This is a genomic window from Enterobacter sp. Sphag1F, from assembly GCF_014193275.1.
Lineage (GTDB): Bacteria > Pseudomonadota > Gammaproteobacteria > Enterobacterales > Enterobacteriaceae > Pantoea > Pantoea symbiotica.
In genome coordinates, this window is sequence record NZ_JACHZD010000001.1 from 642,467 (window position 1) to 665,802 (window position 23,336).

The window sequence follows — 23,336 nt, forward strand, 5'->3', positions numbered from 1 at the left end:
CGCAACAAATAATAAAAAACGGTGTGTTATGCGGAATAGTAATAAGGGAGGTTTTGCGAGGAAGATAAAAAAGGTCGCCATGAATGACGACCCTATGGGATTAACCCACTAACATCAATTCACGATCCTCTACCGCTGGCTTATTCAGCAGCGACAGCAGAATATTCTTCACCGCCTGCGCTGATGGCGACAGCGGCAGACGCGCCGAGATGTTCAGCGACAGCGGCAGATTCAGCGATGGACTGTTAATCCGCGCCATCCACGCATGGGTTGAACTCACCAGCGCACGCGCCGCAGATTCTGGCAGCACCGTGACGCCCATACCGCTGGAAACTGCCGCAGTCAGCGTGGAGATCGATTCGATTTCGCCGATGATGCGTGCGCTCAAACGACGCAGCGAGAACGCTTCATCAACACGTTTACGCACCGCGCTGTAATCGCGTGGCAGGAACAGGCTCATCTGAGCCACGTCCGCCAGATCGACAGTCGCACCCGGACACGCCGTTGCGCCCACCAGATAGAGCTCTTCTTTCATTAATGGAATGCTGTTGATGCCCGCTGTTGGCGCACGATCGTACAGCACCGCCATGTCCAACTGGCCGTTCATTACTTTTTCGTTCAGCGAGGTGCCGCTGTTTTCATGCAGATACACCAGCACATCCGGGAACTGCTCACGCACCGTCTGCAGCAGCGGCATGGTGAGCGAGGATGCGGCGGTGCCCGGCGCTAAACCGATGGAAACCTGGCCGTTGAGTGCCTGGCCGGCGTTGATCACTGCCGTTTGCGCCTGTTCACACTGACGCAGAATGGTGCGGGCGTGGGCATACAGAATTTTACCGGCTTCAGTTGGCGTCACGCCGCGCTTGGTGCGTATCAGCAATTGCTGATCGAGTTCATTTTCCAGCGTAGCGACCTGCTGGCTAAGCGCAGGCTGCGCGATGTGCAGCACTTCTGCTGCCTGAGTCAGGCTGCCGATATCGACGATTTTTACAAAATACTTGAGTCGTCTTAAATTCATGTTGCCTCCGTCAATCCCCGAATACCCAGGTTGGGCGTCTCAGCCTGCTGGCTTGTGGAAATGAAGTTGCAATATGCAGGCCAGGTTTGTTCGCGATGCAAAATTGCATCGCCAGATTTTTCCTAAAGGCACGGAAAATAAGCGTTTGTGATTACCTCGAAGGAGTTAATAAGCGCGAGCGATGACGCAAAAAGAGTAAGAACTAAACGAATTGCACTGCAATGGGGCAGGAAATGCGAGTCAGGCGTGCAAAAAAGTGATGACCGGATGAGCTGGTTTGGTGCAGATAACGCAGAAAATGAGCAGAAATGGCGGGAATGAAACCAAATGAGCAGAAAAGAACGGATTCAACCAGTTGGAAAACTTATTCCCGAATCACTGCGGCCAATTAAAAGGTGCGCATAAATGCGCACCTTTTGTAGGGTCGCCATTTATGGCGACCACACTATCAGCGCTTCTTACGGTTGCGATGCATATCAATCGAAACTGCCGCAACAATGATGATGCCCTTAATAATGTCCTGCACGTAAGCATCCACACCGACAAAGGTGAAGCCGCTCTTAATCAGGCCAAGAATCACCGCACCAATCAGCGTACCGGTAATGCGTCCAACGCCGCCCATCAGGCTGCTGCCGCCGATAACGGCTGCGGCGATGGCATCCAGTTCGTACGCCATACCCATGCTTGACTGGCCGCTACTCACACGCGCTGCCAGCACCACGCCCGCCAGCCCTGAGAGCGCACCGGCGATGGTGTAGACGATGATCAGATACTTATTAACGTTGATACCGGACACTTTGGCGGAGGTCATGTTGCCGCCAATCGCGTAGACATATTTACCGTAACGGGTATGTTTCAGCGCGATGTGGAACAGGAACGCCACCACCAGGAAGATAATCACCGGCATTGCGCCCTGGCCGATGGAGGTGAAGCCATCTGACAGGAAGCTGATTGGGTTACCCTGCGTGTAGTACTGCGCCAGACCGCGTGCCGACACCATCATACCGAGCGTGGCGATGAATGGAGGAATACCGGTTTTGGTGATTAACACGCCGTTCATCACGCCGCACAACAGCCCAACCCCGATCCCAGCAACAATCGGTATCACCGCCGGCAAGTTAACCAGCGACGGATACATTGGCGACAGGCTGTCTGAGGTTTGCGCCAGACTGGCCGCCACTACCGCGGTTAAAGCGATAACCGAACCGGATGACAGGTCGATACCGGTGGTGATAATGACCTGGGTCACACCCACTGCGATGATACCGATGATCGCGACCTGCAGAATAATCAGTACTAAGCGGTTGGTGTTCATCAGGAAAGATTGATCACGTACGTACCAACCGGCAATTTCAAAAATCAGGGCAATGCCCACCATCACGACAAAAATCCCGGTGTCTTTTGGCAGCTTGTGACGCAAGTTGCTAAAGAAAGAACTCTGATCTGCGGCCTGCGGGGCCGTAATTTTTACGTTACTCATAGATGTCTCACGCCTCACTCGGATGCCAACGACAAAATGGATTCCTGATTGGCCTCTTCTTTATCGAGGATGCCGGTTATACGTCCGCCGTGCATAACCATCACGCGGTCGCTCATGCCGAGAATTTCTGGCAACTCGGACGACACCATGATGATGGCCACGCCGCGATTCGCCAGTTCACTGATTAAGCGATAAATCTCTGCTTTTGCACCAACGTCGATACCGCGCGTTGGTTCGTCGAGAATCAGGATCTTCGGTTGCGCCAGCAGCCAGCGAGCAATCAGCACCTTCTGCTGGTTACCGCCGCTGAGGTTATTGATGATCTGATCCATGGTTGGGGTTTTGATGTTCAGCTTGCGAATCTGATCCATACAGTCCTGCGCCATTTTGATGTGGCTGACAAAACCGCTTTTATGGGTGTAATCGGGCATGTTGACGATGCTCATGTTCTCCATCACCGACAACACCAGGAACAGCCCAGACTTTTTACGGTCTTCGGTCAGGAACGCCATGCCCTTCTCAATCGCCGTCGAAGGCGAATCGATCTTGACCGGCACGCCATCAATCAGGATTTCACCGCTGTCGAAACTCTCCATGCCGAACAGGCTTTCCATCACTTCGCTGCGTCCGGCACCCACCAATCCCGCCACGCCGAGGATTTCGCCTTTGCGCACCGAAAAGTTGATGTCGGTGAAGCGATCTTTGCAGGTCAGATTGCGCACCGTCAGCACATCTTCACCAATTTCACCGTTGAATTTCGGGAACAGCTGGGTCAATTCACGGCCTACCATCTGCGTAATCAGTGACTGGCGGGTGTATTCACTGGTGTTGTTGCTGCCCACCCACGCACCGTCACGGAAAATGCTGATTTCATCGGTTATCGCAAAAATCTCATCCATCTTGTGGCTGATATAGATGATGGCTTTGCCCTGCTCGCGCAGGTCGCGGATGATGGTGAACAGATGCGCCACTTCGGTTTCCGTCAGTGCCGAGGTCGGTTCATCCATAATCACGATGTCCGAATTCCAGGAGACCGCTTTGGCGATTTCCACCATCTGCTGCGAGGCGATACTTAGCTCGCCCACCATGCGATCGGCTTTCAGACGGATGTTTAGTCTGTTCAGCAGTTCCTGCGTCTGTTTGTTCAGCTTGCCGTGGTCAACAAAGCCGTACTTCATCGGTTCGCGACCGAGCCAAATGTTTTCGGCTACGGTCATGTAAGGCACCAGATTGAGTTCCTGGTGAATCATGGAGATGCCGGAACGCAGCGCATCCATGGTGTCCTGAAACTGCACTGGCTCCCCTTTAATGCGAATGGTGCCCTTATCGGGACGATACATCCCGATAAGGCATTTCATTAAAGTGGATTTGCCCGCGCCATTTTCACCCATCAGGGCATGTACCGACCCCGGTTTAATACGCAGTGAGACATTGTCGAGTGCCTTCACTCCGGGGAAGAACTTGCTGATGCCTTCGGCTTCAAGCGCAAAAGCGGTCATACATCACCTCCGTACGGCTGAGTCGGTTACGGTTTATTTCTGGTTCTGACTGGCGAATTTTTCGTAATTATCTTTGGTGATCAGCTGGAACGGGATATCGACCACTTTCTGCACTTTCTCGCCGTTAATCAGTTTGACCGCCGTTTGCACAGCGCCTTCACCCTGACCTTTCGCATCCTGGAACACGGTAGCGACCATTTTGTCGTTCTTGATCATCTGCAATGCATCCGGCGTACCATCCACACCTGCGACCAGGATGTGATTCGGGTTTTTGCCCAGCGCCTGCAGTGCACCAATCGCCATTTCATCGTTGTTGGAGGCGATTGCCTGAATGTCATCGCCCGCCGTCAGCCAGTTACTCACCACATCGACTGCATCGTTACGGGTGAATTTGGCCGTCTGTTTCTGCACGACTTTGATATCCGGGTATTTCGCGACCACCGCTTCCACACCTTTGGTGCGTTCACGGGTCGATTCGTTAGCCAGGTCGCCCAGCAGAATCGCCACGTTGCCTTTGCCGTTCATCTTTTTAGCCAGCGCTTCCATCTGCAGACGGCCCGCCAGTTCAGAATCCGAACCCACAAACGCCATTTTGTCTTTCAACTCGCCAGCCGGTTTACGGTTGACGAACACCAGCGGCACGCCGGCTTTCGCGGCGGCATCCACCAGCGGTTTCACGGCGTTGGTATCCACCGGGTTAACGATGATGGCATCAACGCCCTGACCAATGAAGTTCTGTACCTGCTGCAGCTGCTGAGCCACGTCGCCTTTGGCGTCTTCAACCTGGCCTTTAATGTTGTCTTTTTGCATCTCTTTCTGCATCGCGGTGCGCAGAATGGTAAGGAAGTTGTCATCAAACAGCGCCATAGAAACGCCTACCTGAAGGTCTTTTGCCATCACTGCGGCAGGTAACATGCAAACTAACAGGGAAGTTAATAACGCTTTTTTGAATTTCATAGGGAACCCTTCTTTATCGTTAACATGCTCAGGTTGGCTGATACCGCGAATGAAAAATATCTTTTACATTCACTCAACGTCACTGGCGCTTTTTTTGTGGTTGTAGAGGTAAGGCTTCTGGTCTAACGCTATCGGTTTACAGCATCTGTTTCTTGTAACTCATTCCTTATCAATCAGTTATTTTCAAAATGCCGTTTTAGATGAAGGAACTCGTTTCGCCGGTGATGATTAGCAGTTCATTTATTTCATCTAACTTGTATTTGAAACTTTCATCATAAAAGCACTGAAATGATTGTTTTAAAATCGGCAAATAACAAAACTTTGACATGCCTCTAACATCTCAAAGGAATTGGTTTTAAAGTGAGATCTTGCTGGCAGTTTAGAATCTGATCATTCAAGGCAGAAAAGCAGCATTCCGCTGCTTTTACGCGCACTTAAACCAGAAGTGTGCAGTAGAGCTTTGACAACGGGGATCGGCATCGCTAATATGCGCCTCGTTCACACGATTCCTCTGTAGTTCAGTCGGTAGAACGGCGGACTGTTAATCCGTATGTCACTGGTTCGAGTCCAGTCAGAGGAGCCAAATTCAAAAAGCCCGCTCAGGGAAACCTGAGCGGGCTTTTGTGTATTGGGGGTTTTGCAAGGTCGCCATAAATGGCGCCCCTACATTGTTCCGGTGCATTTCGTAGGGTCGCCATTTATGGCGACCAGCAGGATTCTTACACTACGAATTCGAAATGCGAACCATCCGGCAACTCGATATCCAGACGCAATTTTCCCCCCGCCGCTTCGATGTAACGCTTGAGCGTTGAAAGCTTAAGATCGCGTCCCGGCTTTTCCATACCCGCAACTGTAGGTTGTTTGATATTGAGCGCCTGTGCCATTTCCACCTGAGTTTTCTGCACTTTCTCACGCAGTTCGGCAAGGTGGATATTAAGCAGCATCTCTTCCGCCATCGCTTGAGCGTTAGCAACAACTTCAGGCTTCTCATCAGCAAGAATCTGTTCAAGCGTTCTCCCCATCGCGTTACTCCTTTTCATCTCTTTTTCTCTAAGTACTCGGTAAATTCACGATCGGCCAGCGGGATCATCTCGGCATAAAAGCGCTTTTCATTTCCCACCTTACTGCCTGCACAAAGCACAATTCCTGTTCGCCAAGGGTCGAAGGCGAAAAATGCCCGTATTGGATCGCCTTTACTCTGCACACGCAATTCTTTCATATTGCTGAAACGTGATCCTTTAATCGAATCGGCATATGGCCTGCTTAATCCCGGCCCTTTCTGGCGTAAAACGATCAATCCTGCCAGCACACAAGCTCGATCTGTGTCATCAAGCGACATCAACCAGCGATCAAATCGCTCCGTCGTTTCAATCTGCCACACACTAACCTCCATTAATATAGGTCTAAAGCTATATAGGTGTAAAGCGATAATCGGAGTGTGGCGTGATGTGAGAAGAGATGCAGCAACCGTGCGTGGCAGTGTGGAGATAGGTTCCAATTTGTAGGGTCACCATTTATGGCGACCACCAACCAGGTGCGCATTGATGCGCACCTGGCTTAAGTTAGTCGATGGCGGATGGCAACGCAGCCAGCTCCAGGCTGCTGCGGAAATCGCTCCCTACATAATCAGTATCGATCAGCTGGCGGCGACGCAGTTCTGGCAGCAGGCCGTTAAGTAGCAAATCCTGTTGATCGGGCTGGCCGAGTCCATGCAGTGAAATCACATCCAGCACGCCAGCGCGATAGCGCTGTTCAATGGCATCGGCCAGGGTTTCTGGCGTACCGGCGACAAACCAGTGGCCGGTCTCTTCGGCTTTGATGATCAGCTCACGCAAGGTTAATCCTTCCAGCGCATAACCACGGAAAATGGCGGCGCGTCCCTGACGACGATGCACCTGCGCCAGCTCGGGAATAAACGCGGCGGGAAGCGGTTGATCCAGCGGTAAGTCGCGCAGATCCACCTCGCCACCCAACATATCGGCCACGCGCAATCTGCCCTGCTCAAAGTTGATGCGTTCATGTTTATCGCGCAAACGGCGTGCCACGTCGGCATCGCTGTCGCCAATGATGGCGTGGAACGAGTTCATGATCAGCGGCGGATTGTGTTCGCGACCGAAACGTCGCGCCCGCTGCTGCACATCAGCCACGAAGGATTGTGCCGCCTCAAACGTGGGCTGCGAGGTGTAAATCACTTCGGCATAACGTGCGCCGAGCGTAACGCCCGCTTCAGATTGTCCCGCCTGGAACTGCACCGGACGGCGCTGAGGCGGCGGCGGTACGTTAAGCGGACCCGCCACCTGGAAATAGTCACCGCGATAGTTAATCGGATGCAGTTTAGTGTGGTCGAGTTTAATGCCACCGCTGGCGGTGCGCTGCACTGCTGCGCGTTCGTTGGCGTCATACAACGCGTTCATCACTTCGATAAATTCGGTGGCGCGCGCGTAGCGCTCCTGCGGCGGCGGCAGCTGGCTTTCACCAAAGTTCTCCTCGCCAACCGATGAGGTCTCCGCGTTCCAGCCCGCGCGACCGCCGCTGATGTGATCGAGCGTGCCAACCTGACGCGCCAGATTATAGGGATGCAGCCAGCTGGTGCTGACGGTGGCGATCAAGCCGATATGCGAGGTCACCTGGCTCAATGCCGCCAGCGCAATCAGCGGATCTTGCGTGCCGGTGGTGCCCGCTAATCCGGCCGGATCGGCCTGTAGCAAATCGGCGGTAAACAGCCCGGTAATCTTTTCACGCTCGGCAATTTTCGCCAGTTCATTGGCGCGCGTGATGCCCACGCCCGGCTGGCTATCATTGGCGGCGGAAATCACGCTGCTGGCGCCGACCAGCGTTTTCAATTTTCTGCGATACGTTTGCGACACATCACTCTCCTTTATAGTTGTCGCGCGAAATCCGCTTTGACATGGTTTAAGGCGTCCGCATCGGTCAGCAGACGTAAGCCGGTGCGCGCCAGCACGCGCGCGCCAATCAGCAGCGCCTGATAACCACGCTCAGAGTTGGCCGCTTCACGGAATGGCACGGTATGGAAAATCAGATCGTCGGGGCCGATTTTCAGCCACGGATGCGCCGTCGGCACCGCATGGCTGATGTCGCCGGCATCGGTCGAAACTTTGTTTTTCTGCGGCGACAGATCGACGGTTTCGCCTGCCGCTGTGAACTCTTCCAGCAGCAAAGCATCCAGCGCTGCGTTCAGTTTGAAATCGCGTGGGCCAATTTGATGATCAATCTCGACGCGTGCGCCGGTCGCCAGCGCCACGCCTTCAGCAATGGCACGCAGACGCGGTTCAAGGGATTCCACCACTTCGCGGCTGTCCGCGCGGATGTAGTAATGCGCCGAGGCGTATTCCGGGATCACGTTCGGGGCCTGGCCGCCGTTGGTGATAATGCCGTGCACGCGCACGCCATCCGGCAGTTGCTGACGCAGCACGCTGATGCCGTTGTAGAGCAGCACCAGCGCATCCAGCGCGTTGATGCCTTCATGTGGCGCGCTGGCGGCGTGCGACGGCTTGCCATAGAAGTGGAAATAGAGATGATTATTGGCCAGCGTCGATTCGGTCAGCCGGGTTTTGCCCGCTGGATGCACCATCAACGCCACGTCAACATCCTTGAGTAATCCGGCTTCGACAAAGCGCTTTTTCACGTTGCCTTTCGGGCCGCCCGGTCCGGCTAATCCGCCCTCTTCTGCTGGCGTGCCTAGCACCACCACGCGTCCACCGGTTTGATCCAGCACCTGCGCCAGCGTGATGGCTGCCGCTACGCTGGTGGTGCCGATCAGGTTGTGACCGCAGGCGTGGCCGATGCCGATCAGCGCATCATATTCTGCGAGAAAAGCGATGGTTGGGCCCGGTTTGTCGCTGGACTTGACCGCGTAGAACGCCGTTTCATGCCCGGCGACGTTGCGCGTGACGGCAAAATCCTGCGCCGTGAGTAGCTGGGTGAGCTGCTCGCTGGCGAAATATTCGTTGTTGCCGGTTTCGGGGTTTTGAAATATCGCCTGCGATACCTTGAGGTAAGTGGCGCTGTGTTGTTCGAGGTTGTTTTCCAGCGTGAGCTGAAGGGCGTTCAGCGACATGAGTATTTTCCTTGTTGCGTTTAGGTCGCCAAAAATGGCGACCCTACAAAGGCCACCACCGTTCACATGGCCACGGCAAATCAATGACGTTTATCGATGTGCTGCACCAACCGATCGCCGACCCACTGAATGCCGCACACCAGCACAATCAGCACCGCAATCACCGCGATCATCACTGAGGTTTCAAACCGCTGATAGCCGTAACGGATCGCCAAATCGCCGAGGCCGCCTGCGCCAATTGCGCCGGCCATTGCCGAAGCGCCAATCAGCGCCACCAGCGTGACGACAAAACCAGACAGGATGCCGGGCAGCGCTTCCGGGATCAGCACATCCCAGACGATGCGCAACTTGCTGGCGCCCATGGCGCGCACTGCATCAATCAACCCGCGATCGACATCGCGCAGTGACACTTCGGCCACGCGCGCGAAGTACGGCGTTGCGGTGATCGACAGCGGCACAATCGCTGCCCAGGTACCGAGCGAGGTGCCGACCAGAAAACGGGTAAAGGGAATCAGCGCCACCAGCAGAATAATGAACGGCAGCGAGCGAAAGCTGTTGATGATCAAGCCCAGCACGCGATTAACGCCGCGATGCTCGGCGATGCCACCGGGGCTGGTCATCACCAGAATCAGGCCAAGTGGCAAGCCCGCCACCAGCGAAAACAGACCGGAAATCACCGTCATTAATACCGTTTCGCCTAACGCATTAAGTAAAAGATCAATCATGACTGGCGACATAACCCACCAACTCCACTTGAGCCTGCTGCGCGTGCAGCCAGCTGAGAATCTGTTGCTCGTCGGCCGCGTTCGCCGCCGGGAGCGCAATAAAGAAACGCACCACCGCGTAGTGCTGGATGTGATCGATGCCGCCCTGCAGCAGGCGGAATTTGCCCGGCAGCGCACCGGCAAAACGGGTTAACAAATCGCCCTGCGCATCGTCACCGGCAAAGTGCACGCTGTAGATGGCATCGCCCTGCTTGTCATTGCTGAGGCGCGCGGCAATATTTTCCGGCAGCTGCGGCAGTAATCCGCGCAGCAGCGTGCGCGTCAATTGCGACCTGGGATGCGCAAACACCTGCCACACCGGCCCTTGTTCAATGATTTCACCGGCATCAATCACCGCCACGCGATGCGCGACAGATTTGATCACTTCCATCTCATGGGTGATCAGCAGAATGGTGATGCCGAGTTTTTGATTCAGGGATTTGAGCAGCGCCAGAATCGAGCGCGTGGTTTCCGGATCGAGCGCGGAGGTGGCTTCGTCGCACAGCAGCAGCGCCGGGCTGGCCGCCAGCGCGCGGGCAATGCCAACGCGCTGTTTTTGGCCGCCAGATAACGCCGCCGGATAGCTTTGTGCTTTGTCAGCCAGCCCCACCAGCTCGAGCAATTCCGCCACGCGCTGCTGACGCTGCGCTTTATCCATGCCGGCAATTTTCAGCGGCAGCGCCACGTTCTGCGCCACCGTTTTGGCCGATAACAGATTGAAGTGCTGAAACACCATGCCAACGCGGCTGCGCACCGTTTGCAGCTGTTTTTCCGACAGGCCGGTGATGTTGCGGCCTTCGATTTCGATGACGCCTTCATCAGGTTGTTCCAGGCCGTTGAGACAGCGGATCAGCGTGGATTTTCCCGCGCCGCTGCGTCCAATCAGGCCAAGAATTTCGCCTTTCTGCACCGTCAACGAGATGTCGCGCAGCGCCTGGGTTGGTCCAAAGCGACGTGACACACCTTGCAGGCGCACCACGCTGCCGCTGTCGCGAAACTTCACCTGCGCCTCGTCATGAGTGCTTTCCGCCACGCCGCGTTTGACGGCGGTAAAGGGCGTTTCGGCTGCTGAGAATAGCGTCATCTTTTTAGTTCCTTACCAGGCCGTTTCGCCCGTGCCTTTGTAGACTTTGTCAAACACGGTCTTCACGGCATCGTTCTGATAAGAAGCCACCAGCGTTTTCACCCACGGCGCGCTGACATTCTCTTTCTTCACCGCAATAAAGTTGTTGTACGGATTATCTTTTACCGGCTCCTGCGCAATGCGATCTTCTGTGGTTAGGCCACTTTTCAGCGCCCAATCGGTGTTGACGACGGCGGCATCCAGATCCGGAACGGAACGGCCGATGATGCCGGAATCCAGCTCTTTGATTTTCAGATGATGCGGATTCGAAGTGATATCGGCGGTAGTGGCCGCAATGCCGACGCCCGGCTTCAGTTTGATCAGCCCTTGTTGCTCGAGCAGCACCAGACCGCGCGCTTCGTTAGAAGGATCGTTAGGTACGCCAATCACCGCGCCCTCTTTCAGTTCTTTGGCGCTTTTCACTTTCTTCGAGTAGAGACCAATCGGCCACACGGCGGTATCGCCAACGCGCACGATGTCGTAGTGATTCACCTTGATTTGGTTATTGAGGAACGGCTGATGCTGGAAGGCGTTAGCATCCACTTCGCCGTTTTGCAGCGCTTCGTTCGGCTGGTTGTAATCATTAAAGATCACGGTTTTCACCGTTAAGCCTTTGGCCGCCGCCTGTTTGATCACTTCGCGCCAGACATCTTCATCTTCGCCGCTGATGATGCCGACTTTTACCGAGGTTTTATCCGCTGCATGCGCGATGGACAACGGCGACAGCGCCGCGCTAGCCAGCAGCAAAGCACCAGCACTTAACAAGAATTTATTTTTTACTGAGACAAAACGTGTGTGCATAAAGTGTTTCCCGATCGTTATAATTGCGCGAGTCAAAATAAGCTGTCGTGACGACAGATGACCGCAGTATACGCAGTTGCTTATTCCCGCATTATGATTTATTCAGGAAAGCTATTCCTGAAAAGCATAAAGCCGCGCGCCGCTCGCATCGCCACAAGCGAGAAAATGGCTGTGTTATCCTTCCCCCTTTTGATGGACTTGTTACTGAGCGCTATGTCGGACACCACAACTAAACGAAAAAATGACCCTGAAGGGCTGAAGAAACGCATCCTTGCCGGTGCGCTGAAAATGTTCGCCGAGTTCGGCATGCAGGGCGCACGGCTGGAGCAGATTGCTGAACACGCGCAAACCACCAAACGCATGGTGGTGTATCACTTCAGCAACAAAGAGCAGCTGTATATTGAGGTGCTGGAACAGGTGTATCAGGCGATTCGTGAGCATGAAACCGGTCTCAATCTCGCCGAGATGGAGCCGGAACTGGCGATGACCAAACTGGTGGAAGCCAGCTTCGATTACCACGTTTCCCACCCGGATTTTATGCGGCTGGTGTGTACCGAAAACCTGCTGCGCGGGCGCTACATCATGCAATCCGAACGCATCAAAGCACTCAACAAGAGTGCGCTCGATTTGCTGGATGACATTCTGACGCGCGGCCAGCAGCAAGGGCTATTTATTGATGGGCTGGATACCGTCGATGTGCACCGCTTGCTCAGCAGCATTTGTGTGCACCACGTCTCCAATCGTTACACCTTTCACACGCTGTTCACGCCGAACGATAGCGAAGAAGACAGCATCCGCCGTAACCGCCAGCTAGCCGTCACCGCCACGCTGCGATATGTGCGCAAAACCCCGTAGGCTGCGGCTGTGCGGTGATGGTCTACGCTTTAAATCCTGGGACCGTCACAGACCTCAATTTAAGGAACGCCGTAGTGAACAAAGATCCCCACCTTTATCCCTTACGCCATACGCACAATACTGACCAGGACAGCGCACTGTGGAACTGGGCGCAAAACACGGTGGTTGGTCAGCGTAGTCAGTTACAACAGCCGCAAACTGAAGCGGAGTTACAACAACTGCTGCGCGCCGCCAGCGGCAAAGTGCGCGTTCTGGGCAGCCGCTTGTCGCCGGGCCGCATGCTGGGTGTGAATGAGCAGGATTTGCTGCTGGACCTCAGCGCGTTCAACGGCGTGATTGCGCAAGACGCCGACAGCGTCACCTTTGCCGCCGGTACGCCACTGGAACAGGTTTACAGCACCTTAACCGAGATGGATCGCATGCTGGCCTCGTCGCCGGGCGTGATTGCAGTACAAACGCTGGCGGGCGCGATGGCCACTGGCACGCACGGCCAGGGTTTAGCACAAAGCTCAATCGCCGATGAAGCGTTGCGCATCCGCATGGTGTTGGCCGACGGCAGCGTGCGTGAATTTGTGCGCGGTGAGCCGGATTTCGCCGCCGCGCAAGTTTCGCTCGGCACGTTAGGCATTGTTACCGCCGTGACGCTGCGTACCCGCCCCTTCCGCCTGTTTACCTGCCACAAGTTTGCCGTCTCCGCCGATACGCTGGAAAAGGATCTGGTTGAGTGGAATCAGCAGTATGAGATGAGCAAAGCCTGGTGGTTTGTCGATGACAACCTGATGCACGTGTGGAACGCGCATGAAGCCAGCGACGAAGAAGCTGAAGCCTGGCACGCCAATCAGCGTGAAGTGATTGAGCATGGCGATGACACCGACAGCAGCCTGAATGACACCATCGATCAGACCCTGGCGCAGATGCATCGCGATACGCAGATTCACGGCAAAGGCGGCAAGCAGTTTCGCACCGTGACACGCTTCCGCGATTTCACCGATATCAGCGGCGATATCTATCAGCTGTTTTGCCGAGGTATTGCCGTGCCGCAGATCAACGTTGAGATCGGCGTGCCGCTGGAGAAAACGCCGCAGATTATCAGCAAGATCAAAGCGTGGTATGCCGAGAATCATCCGCATATGCACTATCCGATCATTCTGCGTTGCACCGGCGCGTCTGAAGCCTGGCTCAGTCCGGCGTATCAGCACGCCACCTGCTTCTTCGGCTTCGTGGTCTATTACGCCGATGACGGTTCGCTGTCGCAGGATGGCCTGCATTTTCTCACCGAAGTGGAAAAGCTGCTGGCGGCCGAAGGCGGACGTCCGCACTGGGGCAAATATTACGATCCGCAGCGCTATCAGTGGCGCGATATCTATCCGCAGTGGGACGCTTTCCGCGCGGTGCGCAACCAGCTCGATCCACAACGCCGTTTTAGCAATGACTATGTTACTGCTTTGTTTGATTAAGTTTGAGGGGGAGAAACCATGTTTGCATGGGTAACGCTGTTAACGCAGCCGGACTATTTTATTGGCGTGAAGGCGCTGCACCGCTCGCTGAAGCGCAGTGAAACCCGCTGGCCGCTGATTGTGATGGTCACCGATGCCATCGATCTGGAGACGCGTGAAGCCTTGCAGGCGCTGGGCTGCGTAATCCATCCGGTGGATCCGCTGATGCCGAATGCCGAACTGGAGCAGCATTACGCTTCGGCGCAGTTCGGTGAAGTGTGGAGCAAACTGCGTGCGTGGGAGCTGGTTGACTGCGAGCGCGTGGTGTTTCTCGATGCCGATATGCTGGTGCTGCGCAATATGGATGAGCTGTTTACGCTCGATCTGGGCAAGCATGCGCTGGCAGCGTGTCACGCCTGTCGCTGCAATCCCAACAAGATCGCCAGCTATCCCGCCAGCTGGCAGCCGGAGAACTGTCATTATACCTGGCAGGATCGCGGCGAACCGGCACCGTCCACACTTGATCGCTATCTGAACGGCGGTTTCCTGGTGTTGAAGCCGGATCTGGCGATGTTCGAGTGGCTGCAGGAGAAAGTGGCGGGGATTACCGATTTGCGTCGCTATCCGTTCTCCGAGCAGGATTTACTCAATGAAGTATTCGAAGATCGTTGGTTACCGCTTTCATATAAATACAACGCGCTGAAAACCTTGCCGTTCCAGCACAGTAAGATGTGGCGCGAAGATGAGGTGAAGAACCTGCACTTTATTCTGGCGAAACCGTGGAAACGCGATTTGAATCAGCCTGAATCGGAACGCGACCGTTATTACGCGCTGGATAAGCTGTGGTGGGAGTTGGCGGCGGAATAAGATAATAAACGTAGGGTGCGCATTGCTGCGCATCTGGTCGCCATTAATGGCGACCCTACGAGATCTTAGACTTAACGCCAACCCAATTCCGGTGCAACGTGGGTCAAAATGCTCTCAATCACGTGCGCACAATAATCCACGCCTAACTGATTCGGAATGGTCAGCAGCAGCGTATCCGCTTCAGCAATCCCTTCGTCCTGCGCCAGCTGTTTAATCAACTGATCCGGCTCTGCTGCGTAGCTGCGACCAAAGATGGCGCGGGTTTTCTCGTCGAGGAAACCTACCGAATCCTGATCCTGTCCACTGCGACCAAAATAGGCGCGGTCGGTGTCGTTGGTCAGCGCAAAGATGCTGCGGCTCACCGAAACACGCGGCGTACGCTGATGGCCCGCTGCTTCCCATGCCTGACGATAAGCACGAATCTGTTTCGCCTGCTGCACGTGGAACGGCTCGCCGGTTTCATCATCTTTCAGGGTGGAGCTTTGCAGGTTCATACCCTGCTGCGCTGCCCAGATTGATGTTGCGTTGGAACCAGAACCCCACCAGATACGCTCACGCAATCCAGCCGAGAACGGCTCCAGACGCAGCAAGCCGGGCGGATTCGGGAACATCGGCTGCGGATTCGGTTTCGCAAAACCTTCACCGCGCAGCACCTCCAGCAGTTCCTCGGTATGACGACGCCCCATATCGGCATCGCTTTCACCATTCTGCGGATCGAAGCCAAAGTAGCGATAGCCTTCGATAACCTGCTCCGGCGAACCACGGCTCAGGCCGAGCTGCAGACGCCCATTTGAAATCAGATCCGCCGCACCGGCATCTTCCGCCATATACAGCGGGTTTTCGTAACGCATATCAATCACGCCGGTACCAATTTCAATCTTTTTGGTGCGCGCACCCACCGCCGCCAGCAGCGGGAACGGCGAACTCAACTGACGCGCAAAGTGGTGCACGCGGAAGTAAGCGCCATCGGCACCCAACTCTTCAGCCGCGACCGCTAAATCAATCGATTGCAGCAGGACGTCCTGTGCCGAACGGGTGGCGGATTGTGATGATGGGGTCCAGTGACCAAAGGATAAGAAGCCAATCTTTTTCATGCTGAAATTCTCCTCGTGAGCCGCGCAGGCTCAAACGTTTTCAATGCAGCAAGGTTACGCCACAGACGAGGTGACTGATAGCCAATAGATTTCGCGCGCTTCATCAACTTTTTTGCATAAGTAAGAAAAAGAGATTCTTTGTGTTCATCACGGTGATCAATCATCGTCAGAAGCCTAATCACTGTTCACAGGTTCGGCTTCTCCATGAGTAAAGGGACATCCGCCTATCTCAGCGCGCAACAGCGCGAGGTGGTGCATCAACTGGCACGCAGCTGGCTGTGGCGCAGCGAATTGCCGACGTGGCTATTGATGGTGATAGTTTACGGCGGCTGGTTCGCCAGCGTTGTCTATTGGCAAACGCTGGGATTAACCTTGAGCACGCTGCTGCTGATCCTGTTTACCACCTGGTATATGTCGCTGCAGCATGAGTTGATTCACGGCCACCCGACGCGTTTTCCCCGTCTTAATCAGCTGTTGGGTACGCTGCCGCTGGCGGTATGGTATCCGTATGGTTTATATCGCGACTCGCATCTGGCGCATCATCGCAATCACACGCTGACCGATCCCGATGAAGATCCGGAAACCTACTACCTTTCACCGGCGCGCTGGGCACAACTCAAGCCGTGGCAGCAGCAGGTGATTCATCTGCGTAATACTTTTCCCGGCCGCTTGCTGATCGGCCCGCTGCTGGATATGGGCGCGACCGTCAAAACCTTACTGAATGCCTTTATCCAGCGCGATACACCGGCGATGACTATGTGGATCATTCATCTCAGCTTGCTAATCGGGCTGTTTTACTGGATGACGCTGCACGGCTTCTCGCCGCTGTGGTTCGTGCTGGCGGTGAGTTACCCGGCGCTGATGCTGACCAAAGTGCGATCCTTCTACGAGCATCGCGCTGAAGAAGAACCGCTGGCGCGCTCGGTCAATAACGAAGCCGCGCTGCCGTGGCGCTTACTGTTCCTCAATCTCAACTATCATTCTGTACATCACGATCTGCCCGGTTTGCCGTGGTACGGATTACGCAAAGTCTATTTGCTGTATCGCGATGGTTATCATCAGCGTAATCACGGTTTTCGCGTCGCCGGTTATGGCGAGTGGATAACCCGCTTCTGGCGCAAATCGGTCGAGGTTAATGCCCATCCGGGTACGCAAAAGGATGCACAGGATGCCCACGCTTTCGTTACCGATGTACGACATCAATCATCAGGCAACTATCGGCCTGACCTCAGCGCTAACGACGCTGTTGCAACAACGCGGCGTGCCAGCTGAGGTTCGCTGGCCGCAGGATTTATTGCCGCACTGGCGCGATGAGCAATTGCTGCTGAGCCAAACCTGCGGTTATCCGCTGGTAGAACTGCTGCCCGATGTACAGCTGGTCGGCACCTTTCACTCCAGCGCGCAGGGCTGCGACGGCATGCGCTATCGCAGCTGGCTGGTGGCGCGCAGCGCAGATGAAAACCTAACGCTAAGCGATTTTCGCGGTCGGCGCGCGGTGTGCAACAGCAACGATTCGCACTCCGGCTTCAACTCGCTGCGCTACGTGATTGCCCCGCTGGCGCAGAACGGAAAATTCTTCAGCGAGACCCGTTTTAGCGGCAGTCATCGTCAGTCGCTGGCGGCGTTGCGGGCGGGCGATGCGGATATTGCGGCGATTGATTGCATTACCTGGGCGCTGCTGCGCCGCAATTATCCAGAGGAGTTGGCGGGGCTGGAGATCATCGGCGAAACGCCGCTGTGCGCCGCGCTGCCGCTGATTACGTCGGCCAAAACCGATGCCGAAACCCTTGAGAAACTGCGCAGTGCGTTGAGCGAGCTGACCCGCGATAAGCGTTATCAGGATCTGCTGGCGGAGAGTTTGATCAGCGGGTTCAGCGTGAGCGATCGGGCGTTTTATGACGAAGTGCGGGAGTGGAAAGATCGCGCCGCCGCGCTGGGCGTGACGGCGTTGTAACCATCTGTTTATCGATTGGAACGGTCGCCATAAATGGCGACCGTACGGGAAATGTGCGGGATTTTGTAGGGTCGCCATTTATGGCGACCTTGCCAACATTAAGCTACATCAGGCGTTTATGACGAAGTGCGGGAGTTAAAAGATCGTGCCGCCGCGCTGGGCGTGACGGCGTTGTAACCATCTTTATCAATTAAAACGGTCACCATAAATGGCGACCCTACGGGAAATGTGCGGGATTTTTTAGGGTCGCCATTTATGGCGACCTTGCCAACATTAAGCTACATCAGGCGTTTATGACGAAGTGCGGAAGTGGAAGCATCGCGCCGCCGGGCTGGGCGTGACGGCGTTGTAACCATCTTTATCGATTGGAATGGTCGCCATAAATGGCGACCCTACGGGAAATGTGCGGGATTTTGTAGGGTCGCCATTTATGGCGACCTTGCCAACATTAAGCTACATCAGGCGTTTATGACGAAGTGCGGGAGTGGAAAGATCGCGCCGCCGCGCTGGGCGTGACGGCGTTGTAATCATCCGTTTATCGATTGGAACGGTCACCATAAATGGCGACCCTACGGGAAATGTGCGGGATTTTGTAGGGTCGCCATTTATGGCGACCTTGCCAACATTAAGCTACCTGCTGACGACTCCGCTGCACCGCGAACTGGTTTTCCGGCTCGGCCAATCCCAGGTTCTCGCGCAGCGTCTCGCCTTCATACTCTTTGCGATAAATACCCCGCGCCTGCAACAGCGGAATCACCTGTGCCACGAAATCATCAAACGCGGTTGGCGTACCGCCGCGCACGATAAAGCCGTCGGTTGCGCCTTGCAGGAACCAGTTCGCCAACCCTTCCGCTACCTGCTCCGCCGTTCCCAGGAAACTCGGGCGCGGCGTGGCTTCTTCCAGCGCCGCCTGACGCAGCGTTAAGCCTCGTTCGCGGGCGTTCTGCTTGATCTTGTCGGTGGTGCTGCGGAAGCTATTGCTGCCCAGCTCGCCAATGTCTGGGAAAGGGGCATCCAGCGCGTACTGACTGAAATCGTGATGCTCGAAGTAGCGGCCAAGATACTCCAGCGCTTTATCGATGGTCACCAGCTCGGCGGTTTGCTGATAGCGACGTTCAGCATCTTCCTCCGTTTCACCAATAATCACGCTAATACCCTGGAACACACGAATATCATCGGCATCCCGCCCGCGCGCCACCAACCGGCGGCGCACGTCTTCGCGGAACTCGCGCGCCTGCTCCAGCGTTTCCTGCCGCGTGTAGATGGCATCGGCGGCTTCGGCGGCGAAGGCTTTACCCGCTTCAGAAGCGCCTGCCTGGAACACAATCGGACGCCCCTGCGGCGAGCGGCCGACGTTGAGTGGTCCCTGCACCGAGAAGTAGTGTCCCTGATGATTCAGCGTATGCAGCTTGTCGGCGGCGAAGAATTCCCCGCTCTGTTTGTCGCGCACAAAGGCATCGCCTTCCCACGAATCCCACAATCCTTTCACCACCTGCAAATATTCGCTGGCGACGCGATAACGCTCGTCATGTTCCGGATGCGTGCTGCGCGAGAAGTTTTTCGCCGAACCTTCCAGCGGCGAGGTCACCACGTTCCAGCCAACACGACCGCCGCTCAGATGATCAAGGCTGGCGAACTGGCGCGCCACGGTAAACGGCTCGCTGTAGGAGGTTGAAATCGTGGCGACCAGGCCAATTTTTTTAGTCACCAGCGACAGCGCAGACAGCAAGGTGATCGGCTCAAAGCGGTTGAGGAAGTGCGGAATCGACTGCGGCGTGATGTACAAACCGTCGGCGACAAACAGGAAATCGATCTTCGCCTGCTCGGCTTTGCGCGCCAGATCCAGCACGTAACCGATGTTAATGCTGGCATCCGCCACCGCATCGGGATGACGCCATGCCGACATGTTGCCGGATACGCCCTGAATAATCGCGCCCAGCCGCAGCTGGCGTTGTGTCTGACTCATTCTGCTCTCCTTAATATGCGTTCGCGGGCTGCCAGTCGGGAATGACCGGCAGCGCCTGTAACAGTTTTTGCGTCCACGGATGCTGCGGCGCGGCGAACACCTGCTGCAGCGCCCCGCTCTCCACCACTTGCCCGTTCTGCATCACCAGCACGCGATCCGCGAGATGCTGGATCACGCCGAGATCGTGAGAGATAAACAGCAGCGCGGTGCCGTGTTCGGCTTGCATGTCAGCCAGCAGATCCAGCACCTGCGCTTGTACCGAAACGTCGAGCGCGCTGACCGGTTCATCCGCCACCAGCAGCGCCGGATTCGGTGCAAAGGCGCGCGCAATCGCCACCCGCTGACGCTGGCCGCCGGAAAGCTGTTGCGGATAACGCTGCAGGAAGCGGTCGCCGAGCTGCACTTCATCGAGCAGCTGGCGCACGCGCTGACGCCGCGCATCGCCGTAAATCCCGGCGCTATCGAGGCTTTCGCCGATAATTTTTTCCACCGTGTAACGCGGATCGAAAGAGCTGAACGGGTCCTGCGCGATCAGCTGTAGCCGCGCACGCCGGGCGCGACGCGCTTTCTCCGGCAGACGATCCCAGCGCTCCCCTTCCAGCAGTAGCGTGCCGCTGTCCGGTTCGGTTAAGCCCATCACCACTTTCACCAGCGAAGTTTTGCCGGAGCCGGATTCGCCGACCACGCCAAGCGTTTCCCCAGCGTGCAGCGTGAAGTTGATGTCGTTGAGCACCAAACGATCGCCGTAGGCTTTATGCAGGCCGATGCCTTCCAGCAGCGGCGCACTGCTGCGTGTTGGGCGTGGCGGCAGCGGCGTCGGTTCTGCCGCGCTGAGGCGCAAACCGCGCGTGGCGGGCGTCGGCACCGCACGTAGCAGGCGCTGCGTCCAGGCGTGTTGCGGACGATTGAGCAGCGAGCCGCTGTTGCCCTGCTCCACCACTTCGCCATCGCGCATCACCAGCACGCGATCCGCCAGTTCCGCTACCACCGCCAAATCGTGGCTAATCAACAGCAGGCCGTGGCCGTCGCGGCGGCGCTGCGCCAGCAGTTGCAGAATCTGGCGCTGTACCGTCATGTCCAGCGCGGTGGTCGGTTCATCGGCGATCAATAAAGTTGGCGTGCCGGCCAGCGCGGTGGCGATTAACGCACGCTGACGCTGGCCGCCCGAAAGCTGATGCGGATAGCGTTCGAGGCGGCTTTCGGCATCGTGAATGCCCGCCGCCTTCAGCAGTTCGATGCTTTTGTCCTGCAAATGGCCGCGATGACCGGCGGCGCTTAGCGCATCACTCAGCTGCTGACCAATGCGGCGCAGCGGATCGAGCGATACCAGCGCGTCCTGTAACACATAGCCAATGCGACGACCGCGCAGCGCGCGCCAGTCGCTGCGGCTGCCGTGGCGCATATCGCGGCCGTCGATAGTGAAACGGTCGGCGGTTAACACCGCGCCTTCCGGCAGCAGGCCAAGCAGGCTGCGCGCGGTCAGGGTTTTGCCGGAACCGGATTCCCCGACCAGCGCCACCGATTCGCCCGCCGAGACTTGCAGGTTGAGGTTTTTCACTACCTGCTGCGGCCCGAAACGAATCGAGAGATTCTGGATATCAATAAATGGCTGGCTCATGCGGATCGTCCTTCAAAACGTGCCTGCCAGTAACGGCCCAGCGTATTCACCGCAATCACCGTCAGCGTGATAAACACACCCGGCCACACGGCGATCCACCACGCGTTACGCAGATAGTTGCGTCCTTCCGCCAGCATCAGGCCCCATTCGGCGGTCGGCGGCTGCGGCCCCATGCCGAGGAAACTCAATCCGGCGGTGCCGATAATCGCGGTGCCGAGCCCCAGCGTGGCCAGCGCCGGCACCTGCGCAATGGCGTGCGGTAGAATATGGCGCGTGATCAACGTGAAGCGTGACAGGCCAAAGGTGCGCGCCTGCTCAACGTAGCCGGAGGTCATCACGCTGTAGGTTTGTGCCCGCACCACGCGGGCAAAACGCGGCACCGACGCGACGCCGAGCGCGATAATCAGGTTGTTGGTGCCGGGCCCGGTGAAGGCGATGAGCATCAGCGCCAGCAGCAGATCGGGAAAGGCGGAGATCACATCCACCGCGCGGCTCAGCAGCTCATCCACCACGCCACGCGCCAGCGCCGCCACCAATCCCAGCAAGGTGCCAAACACCACCGCCAGCGCCATCGCCGCCACGCTGATCAGCAGCGAATAGCGGCTGCCGTAGATCACGCGCGTCAGCAGATCGCGTCCCAGCTGATCGGTGCCCAGCCAGTGCTGCGCCGACGGCGGCAGCTGCGCGTTTACCGGATCGGCCAGCAGCGGATCGCTGTGCGCCAGCCACTGCGGCGCGGTCACCGCGATAGCCAATACAATGAGAAACAGAATCGCTGCCCACACCGCGGCGGGCAGCGCAACCGGAAGGCGTTGCAGTGCGGCAATCATGATTTGCTCTCCCCGCGCAGACGCGGATCAATCCACAGCGACAGGATGTCAACCAGGGTGCTCATCACCACGTAGATCAGCGCCGATAGAATCGCCACCGCCAGCACCACCGGCAGATCCTGCGCCAGCACCGCATCGACGGTGAGTTTACCGAGCCCGGGACGTCCAAAGACCTGTTCGGTGATCACCGCGCCGCTCAGCAATCCGCCCACCAGCCAGCCGGTCAACGTCACTGCTGGCAAGGACGCATGACGCAGCGCGTGGCGCAAACGAATAGTGGTTTCCCCCACGCCCCACGCACGTAACGTAAGGGTGAATGGCGCATCCAGTGCGCGCTCCAGCTCGCGGCGCAGCAGTTGCGCAATCACCGCGCCCTGCGCCAGACCGAGCGCCAGCGCAGGTAGCACCAGCGACGACAGCGAGCGATCGCCCGCCACCGGGAACCAGCGCAAGGTGAAGCTGAAAATAAACAGCAGCACAATGCCCATCCAGAAAGAGGGCGTGGACGCCAGCAACAGCTCGACGCCGTTAGCCACGCGGCGACCAATGCGACGATGCGCGGTGCCGACGGCAATCACCACTGCAAAGATGATGCTGACCAGCAGCGCCGCCAGCGTCAGTTTGATGGTGGGCCACAGCTGCGTGGCCAGCAGATGGCTGACTTCGGTATTCAGCATGTAAGAGCGCCCAAAATCGCCGTGCAGCACGCGCCACATATAGTGCAGATATTGCCACCACAGCGGTTCGTTCAGGCCCCATTCAGCGCGGATCGCCGCCTCAATCGCGGGCGTACGCAGCTGCTCACCGATCAGCAGACTAACGATATCGCCCGGCGCCAGATGCACGCCGAGAAAGGCCAGCGATACCGCCGCCCACAGCACCAGTACGCCGCCCAAAAGACGGCTGACGATGCGGCGCGTCAGGTCGCTGCGCCACACCGATGGCCGACGCGCGCGTGGCGTGCGGGTGACAATGCTTTCCAGACTCATCTTCGCC

At 56.7% G+C, this 23,336-nt stretch carries 21 protein-coding genes and 1 tRNA gene; 6 read left to right on the plus strand and 16 right to left on the minus strand.

The window, feature by feature from the left end; genetic code table 11:
- Positions 1-100: 100 nt before the first annotated feature.
- The 4 genes from nac to FHW71_RS02980 form a co-directional block, all read right to left on the minus strand.
- Entirely contained in the window at positions 101-1,018 is a 918-nt protein-coding gene (gene nac, locus FHW71_RS02965) for a nitrogen assimilation transcriptional regulator NAC (RefSeq protein ID WP_061717658.1), read from the minus strand.
- A gap of 448 nt (positions 1,019-1,466) precedes the next feature.
- The gene (locus FHW71_RS02970; RefSeq protein ID WP_091003268.1) at positions 1,467-2,498 is read right to left on the minus strand and encodes an ABC transporter permease; all 1,032 of its coding nucleotides are present in this window, start codon (positions 2,496-2,498) and stop codon (positions 1,467-1,469) included.
- A gap of 14 nt (positions 2,499-2,512) precedes the next feature.
- Positions 2,513-3,997 carry a sugar ABC transporter ATP-binding protein gene (locus FHW71_RS02975; RefSeq protein WP_008104783.1) on the minus strand — a complete coding sequence of 495 codons (1,485 nt, stop codon included), beginning with the start codon at positions 3,995-3,997 and terminating at the stop codon, positions 2,513-2,515.
- A gap of 33 nt (positions 3,998-4,030) precedes the next feature.
- Entirely contained in the window at positions 4,031-4,954 is a 924-nt protein-coding gene (locus FHW71_RS02980) for a sugar ABC transporter substrate-binding protein (protein ID WP_008104782.1), read from the minus strand.
- 507 nt (positions 4,955-5,461) lie between these two features.
- Between FHW71_RS02980 and FHW71_RS02985 the strand changes: the two genes are divergently transcribed.
- Positions 5,462-5,537, plus strand: a tRNA-Asn gene (locus FHW71_RS02985).
- A 136-nt stretch (positions 5,538-5,673) separates the two neighbouring features.
- Here FHW71_RS02985 and FHW71_RS02990 read toward each other — a convergent pair.
- From FHW71_RS02990 to FHW71_RS03020, 7 genes are all read right to left on the minus strand, one after another.
- A complete protein-coding gene (locus FHW71_RS02990; RefSeq protein WP_008104780.1) occupies positions 5,674-5,976 on the minus strand; it encodes a helix-turn-helix domain-containing protein in 303 nt (100 codons plus the stop codon).
- Positions 5,977-5,990: 14 nt separating this feature from the next.
- Positions 5,991-6,335: a type II toxin-antitoxin system RelE/ParE family toxin gene (locus tag FHW71_RS02995; protein WP_179450234.1), complete on the minus strand. Its 345-nt coding sequence runs from the start codon at positions 6,333-6,335 to the stop codon at positions 5,991-5,993.
- A 181-nt stretch (positions 6,336-6,516) separates the two neighbouring features.
- Positions 6,517-7,821 carry an NtaA/DmoA family FMN-dependent monooxygenase gene (locus FHW71_RS03000; RefSeq protein ID WP_179450232.1) on the minus strand — a complete coding sequence of 435 codons (1,305 nt, stop codon included), beginning with the start codon at positions 7,819-7,821 and terminating at the stop codon, positions 6,517-6,519.
- A gap of 11 nt (positions 7,822-7,832) precedes the next feature.
- The gene (locus FHW71_RS03005) at positions 7,833-9,032 is read right to left on the minus strand and encodes a M20 family metallopeptidase (protein ID WP_179450229.1); all 1,200 of its coding nucleotides are present in this window, start codon (positions 9,030-9,032) and stop codon (positions 7,833-7,835) included.
- An 80-nt stretch (positions 9,033-9,112) separates the two neighbouring features.
- Positions 9,113-9,769: a methionine ABC transporter permease gene (locus FHW71_RS03010; protein ID WP_008104768.1), complete on the minus strand. Its 657-nt coding sequence runs from the start codon at positions 9,767-9,769 to the stop codon at positions 9,113-9,115.
- A complete protein-coding gene (locus FHW71_RS03015; RefSeq protein ID WP_179450227.1) occupies positions 9,750-10,880 on the minus strand; it encodes an ATP-binding cassette domain-containing protein in 1,131 nt (376 codons plus the stop codon). Before FHW71_RS03015 ends, FHW71_RS03010 begins: the two co-directional genes overlap by 20 nt.
- Positions 10,881-10,892: 12 nt before the next feature.
- Positions 10,893-11,720 carry a MetQ/NlpA family lipoprotein gene (locus FHW71_RS03020; RefSeq protein ID WP_179450225.1) on the minus strand — a complete coding sequence of 276 codons (828 nt, stop codon included), beginning with the start codon at positions 11,718-11,720 and terminating at the stop codon, positions 10,893-10,895.
- 213 nt (positions 11,721-11,933) lie between these two features.
- Between FHW71_RS03020 and FHW71_RS03025 the strand changes: the two genes are divergently transcribed.
- From FHW71_RS03025 to FHW71_RS03035, 3 genes are all read left to right on the plus strand, one after another.
- On the plus strand, positions 11,934-12,575 hold the full coding sequence (locus tag FHW71_RS03025; protein ID WP_179450223.1) for a TetR family transcriptional regulator: 642 nt from the start codon (positions 11,934-11,936) through the stop codon (positions 12,573-12,575).
- A 74-nt stretch (positions 12,576-12,649) separates the two neighbouring features.
- Positions 12,650-14,032, plus strand: a complete 1,383-nt coding sequence (locus FHW71_RS03030) for a D-arabinono-1,4-lactone oxidase (RefSeq protein WP_179450221.1) — start codon at positions 12,650-12,652, stop codon at positions 14,030-14,032.
- Between the two features lie 18 nt (positions 14,033-14,050).
- On the plus strand, positions 14,051-14,878 hold the full coding sequence (locus FHW71_RS03035; protein ID WP_179450219.1) for a glycosyltransferase family 8 protein: 828 nt from the start codon (positions 14,051-14,053) through the stop codon (positions 14,876-14,878).
- Positions 14,879-14,949: 71 nt separating this feature from the next.
- On the opposite strand, the gene FHW71_RS03040 is transcribed toward FHW71_RS03035, so the two are convergent.
- On the minus strand, positions 14,950-15,972 hold the full coding sequence (locus FHW71_RS03040) for an LLM class flavin-dependent oxidoreductase (RefSeq protein WP_008104762.1): 1,023 nt from the start codon (positions 15,970-15,972) through the stop codon (positions 14,950-14,952).
- Between the two features lie 204 nt (positions 15,973-16,176).
- Here FHW71_RS03040 and FHW71_RS03045 point away from each other — a divergent pair, with 204 nt between their 5' ends.
- Both FHW71_RS03045 and FHW71_RS03050 read left to right on the plus strand, forming a co-directional pair.
- On the plus strand, positions 16,177-17,244 hold the full coding sequence (locus tag FHW71_RS03045; protein WP_179450216.1) for a fatty acid desaturase: 1,068 nt from the start codon (positions 16,177-16,179) through the stop codon (positions 17,242-17,244).
- The gene (locus FHW71_RS03050) at positions 17,132-17,926 is read left to right on the plus strand and encodes a PhnD/SsuA/transferrin family substrate-binding protein (protein ID WP_179450214.1); all 795 of its coding nucleotides are present in this window, start codon (positions 17,132-17,134) and stop codon (positions 17,924-17,926) included. The genes FHW71_RS03045 and FHW71_RS03050 overlap by 113 nt, the downstream gene beginning before the upstream one ends.
- Positions 17,927-18,551: 625 nt before the next feature.
- Here FHW71_RS03050 and FHW71_RS03055 read toward each other — a convergent pair.
- From FHW71_RS03055 to FHW71_RS03070, 4 genes are read right to left on the minus strand one after another with little or no spacing between them, the layout of a single operon-like run.
- Positions 18,552-19,892, minus strand: a complete 1,341-nt coding sequence (locus tag FHW71_RS03055; RefSeq protein WP_179450212.1) for an LLM class flavin-dependent oxidoreductase — start codon at positions 19,890-19,892, stop codon at positions 18,552-18,554.
- 10 nt (positions 19,893-19,902) lie between these two features.
- Entirely contained in the window at positions 19,903-21,510 is a 1,608-nt protein-coding gene (locus tag FHW71_RS03060) for an ABC transporter ATP-binding protein (RefSeq protein ID WP_179450210.1), read from the minus strand.
- The gene (locus tag FHW71_RS03065) at positions 21,507-22,340 is read right to left on the minus strand and encodes an ABC transporter permease (RefSeq protein WP_179450208.1); all 834 of its coding nucleotides are present in this window, start codon (positions 22,338-22,340) and stop codon (positions 21,507-21,509) included. The genes FHW71_RS03060 and FHW71_RS03065 overlap by 4 nt, the downstream gene beginning before the upstream one ends.
- On the minus strand, positions 22,337-23,329 hold the full coding sequence (locus FHW71_RS03070) for an ABC transporter permease (RefSeq protein ID WP_179450206.1): 993 nt from the start codon (positions 23,327-23,329) through the stop codon (positions 22,337-22,339). Before FHW71_RS03070 ends, FHW71_RS03065 begins: the two co-directional genes overlap by 4 nt.
- Between the last annotated feature and the right edge of the window lie 7 nt (positions 23,330-23,336).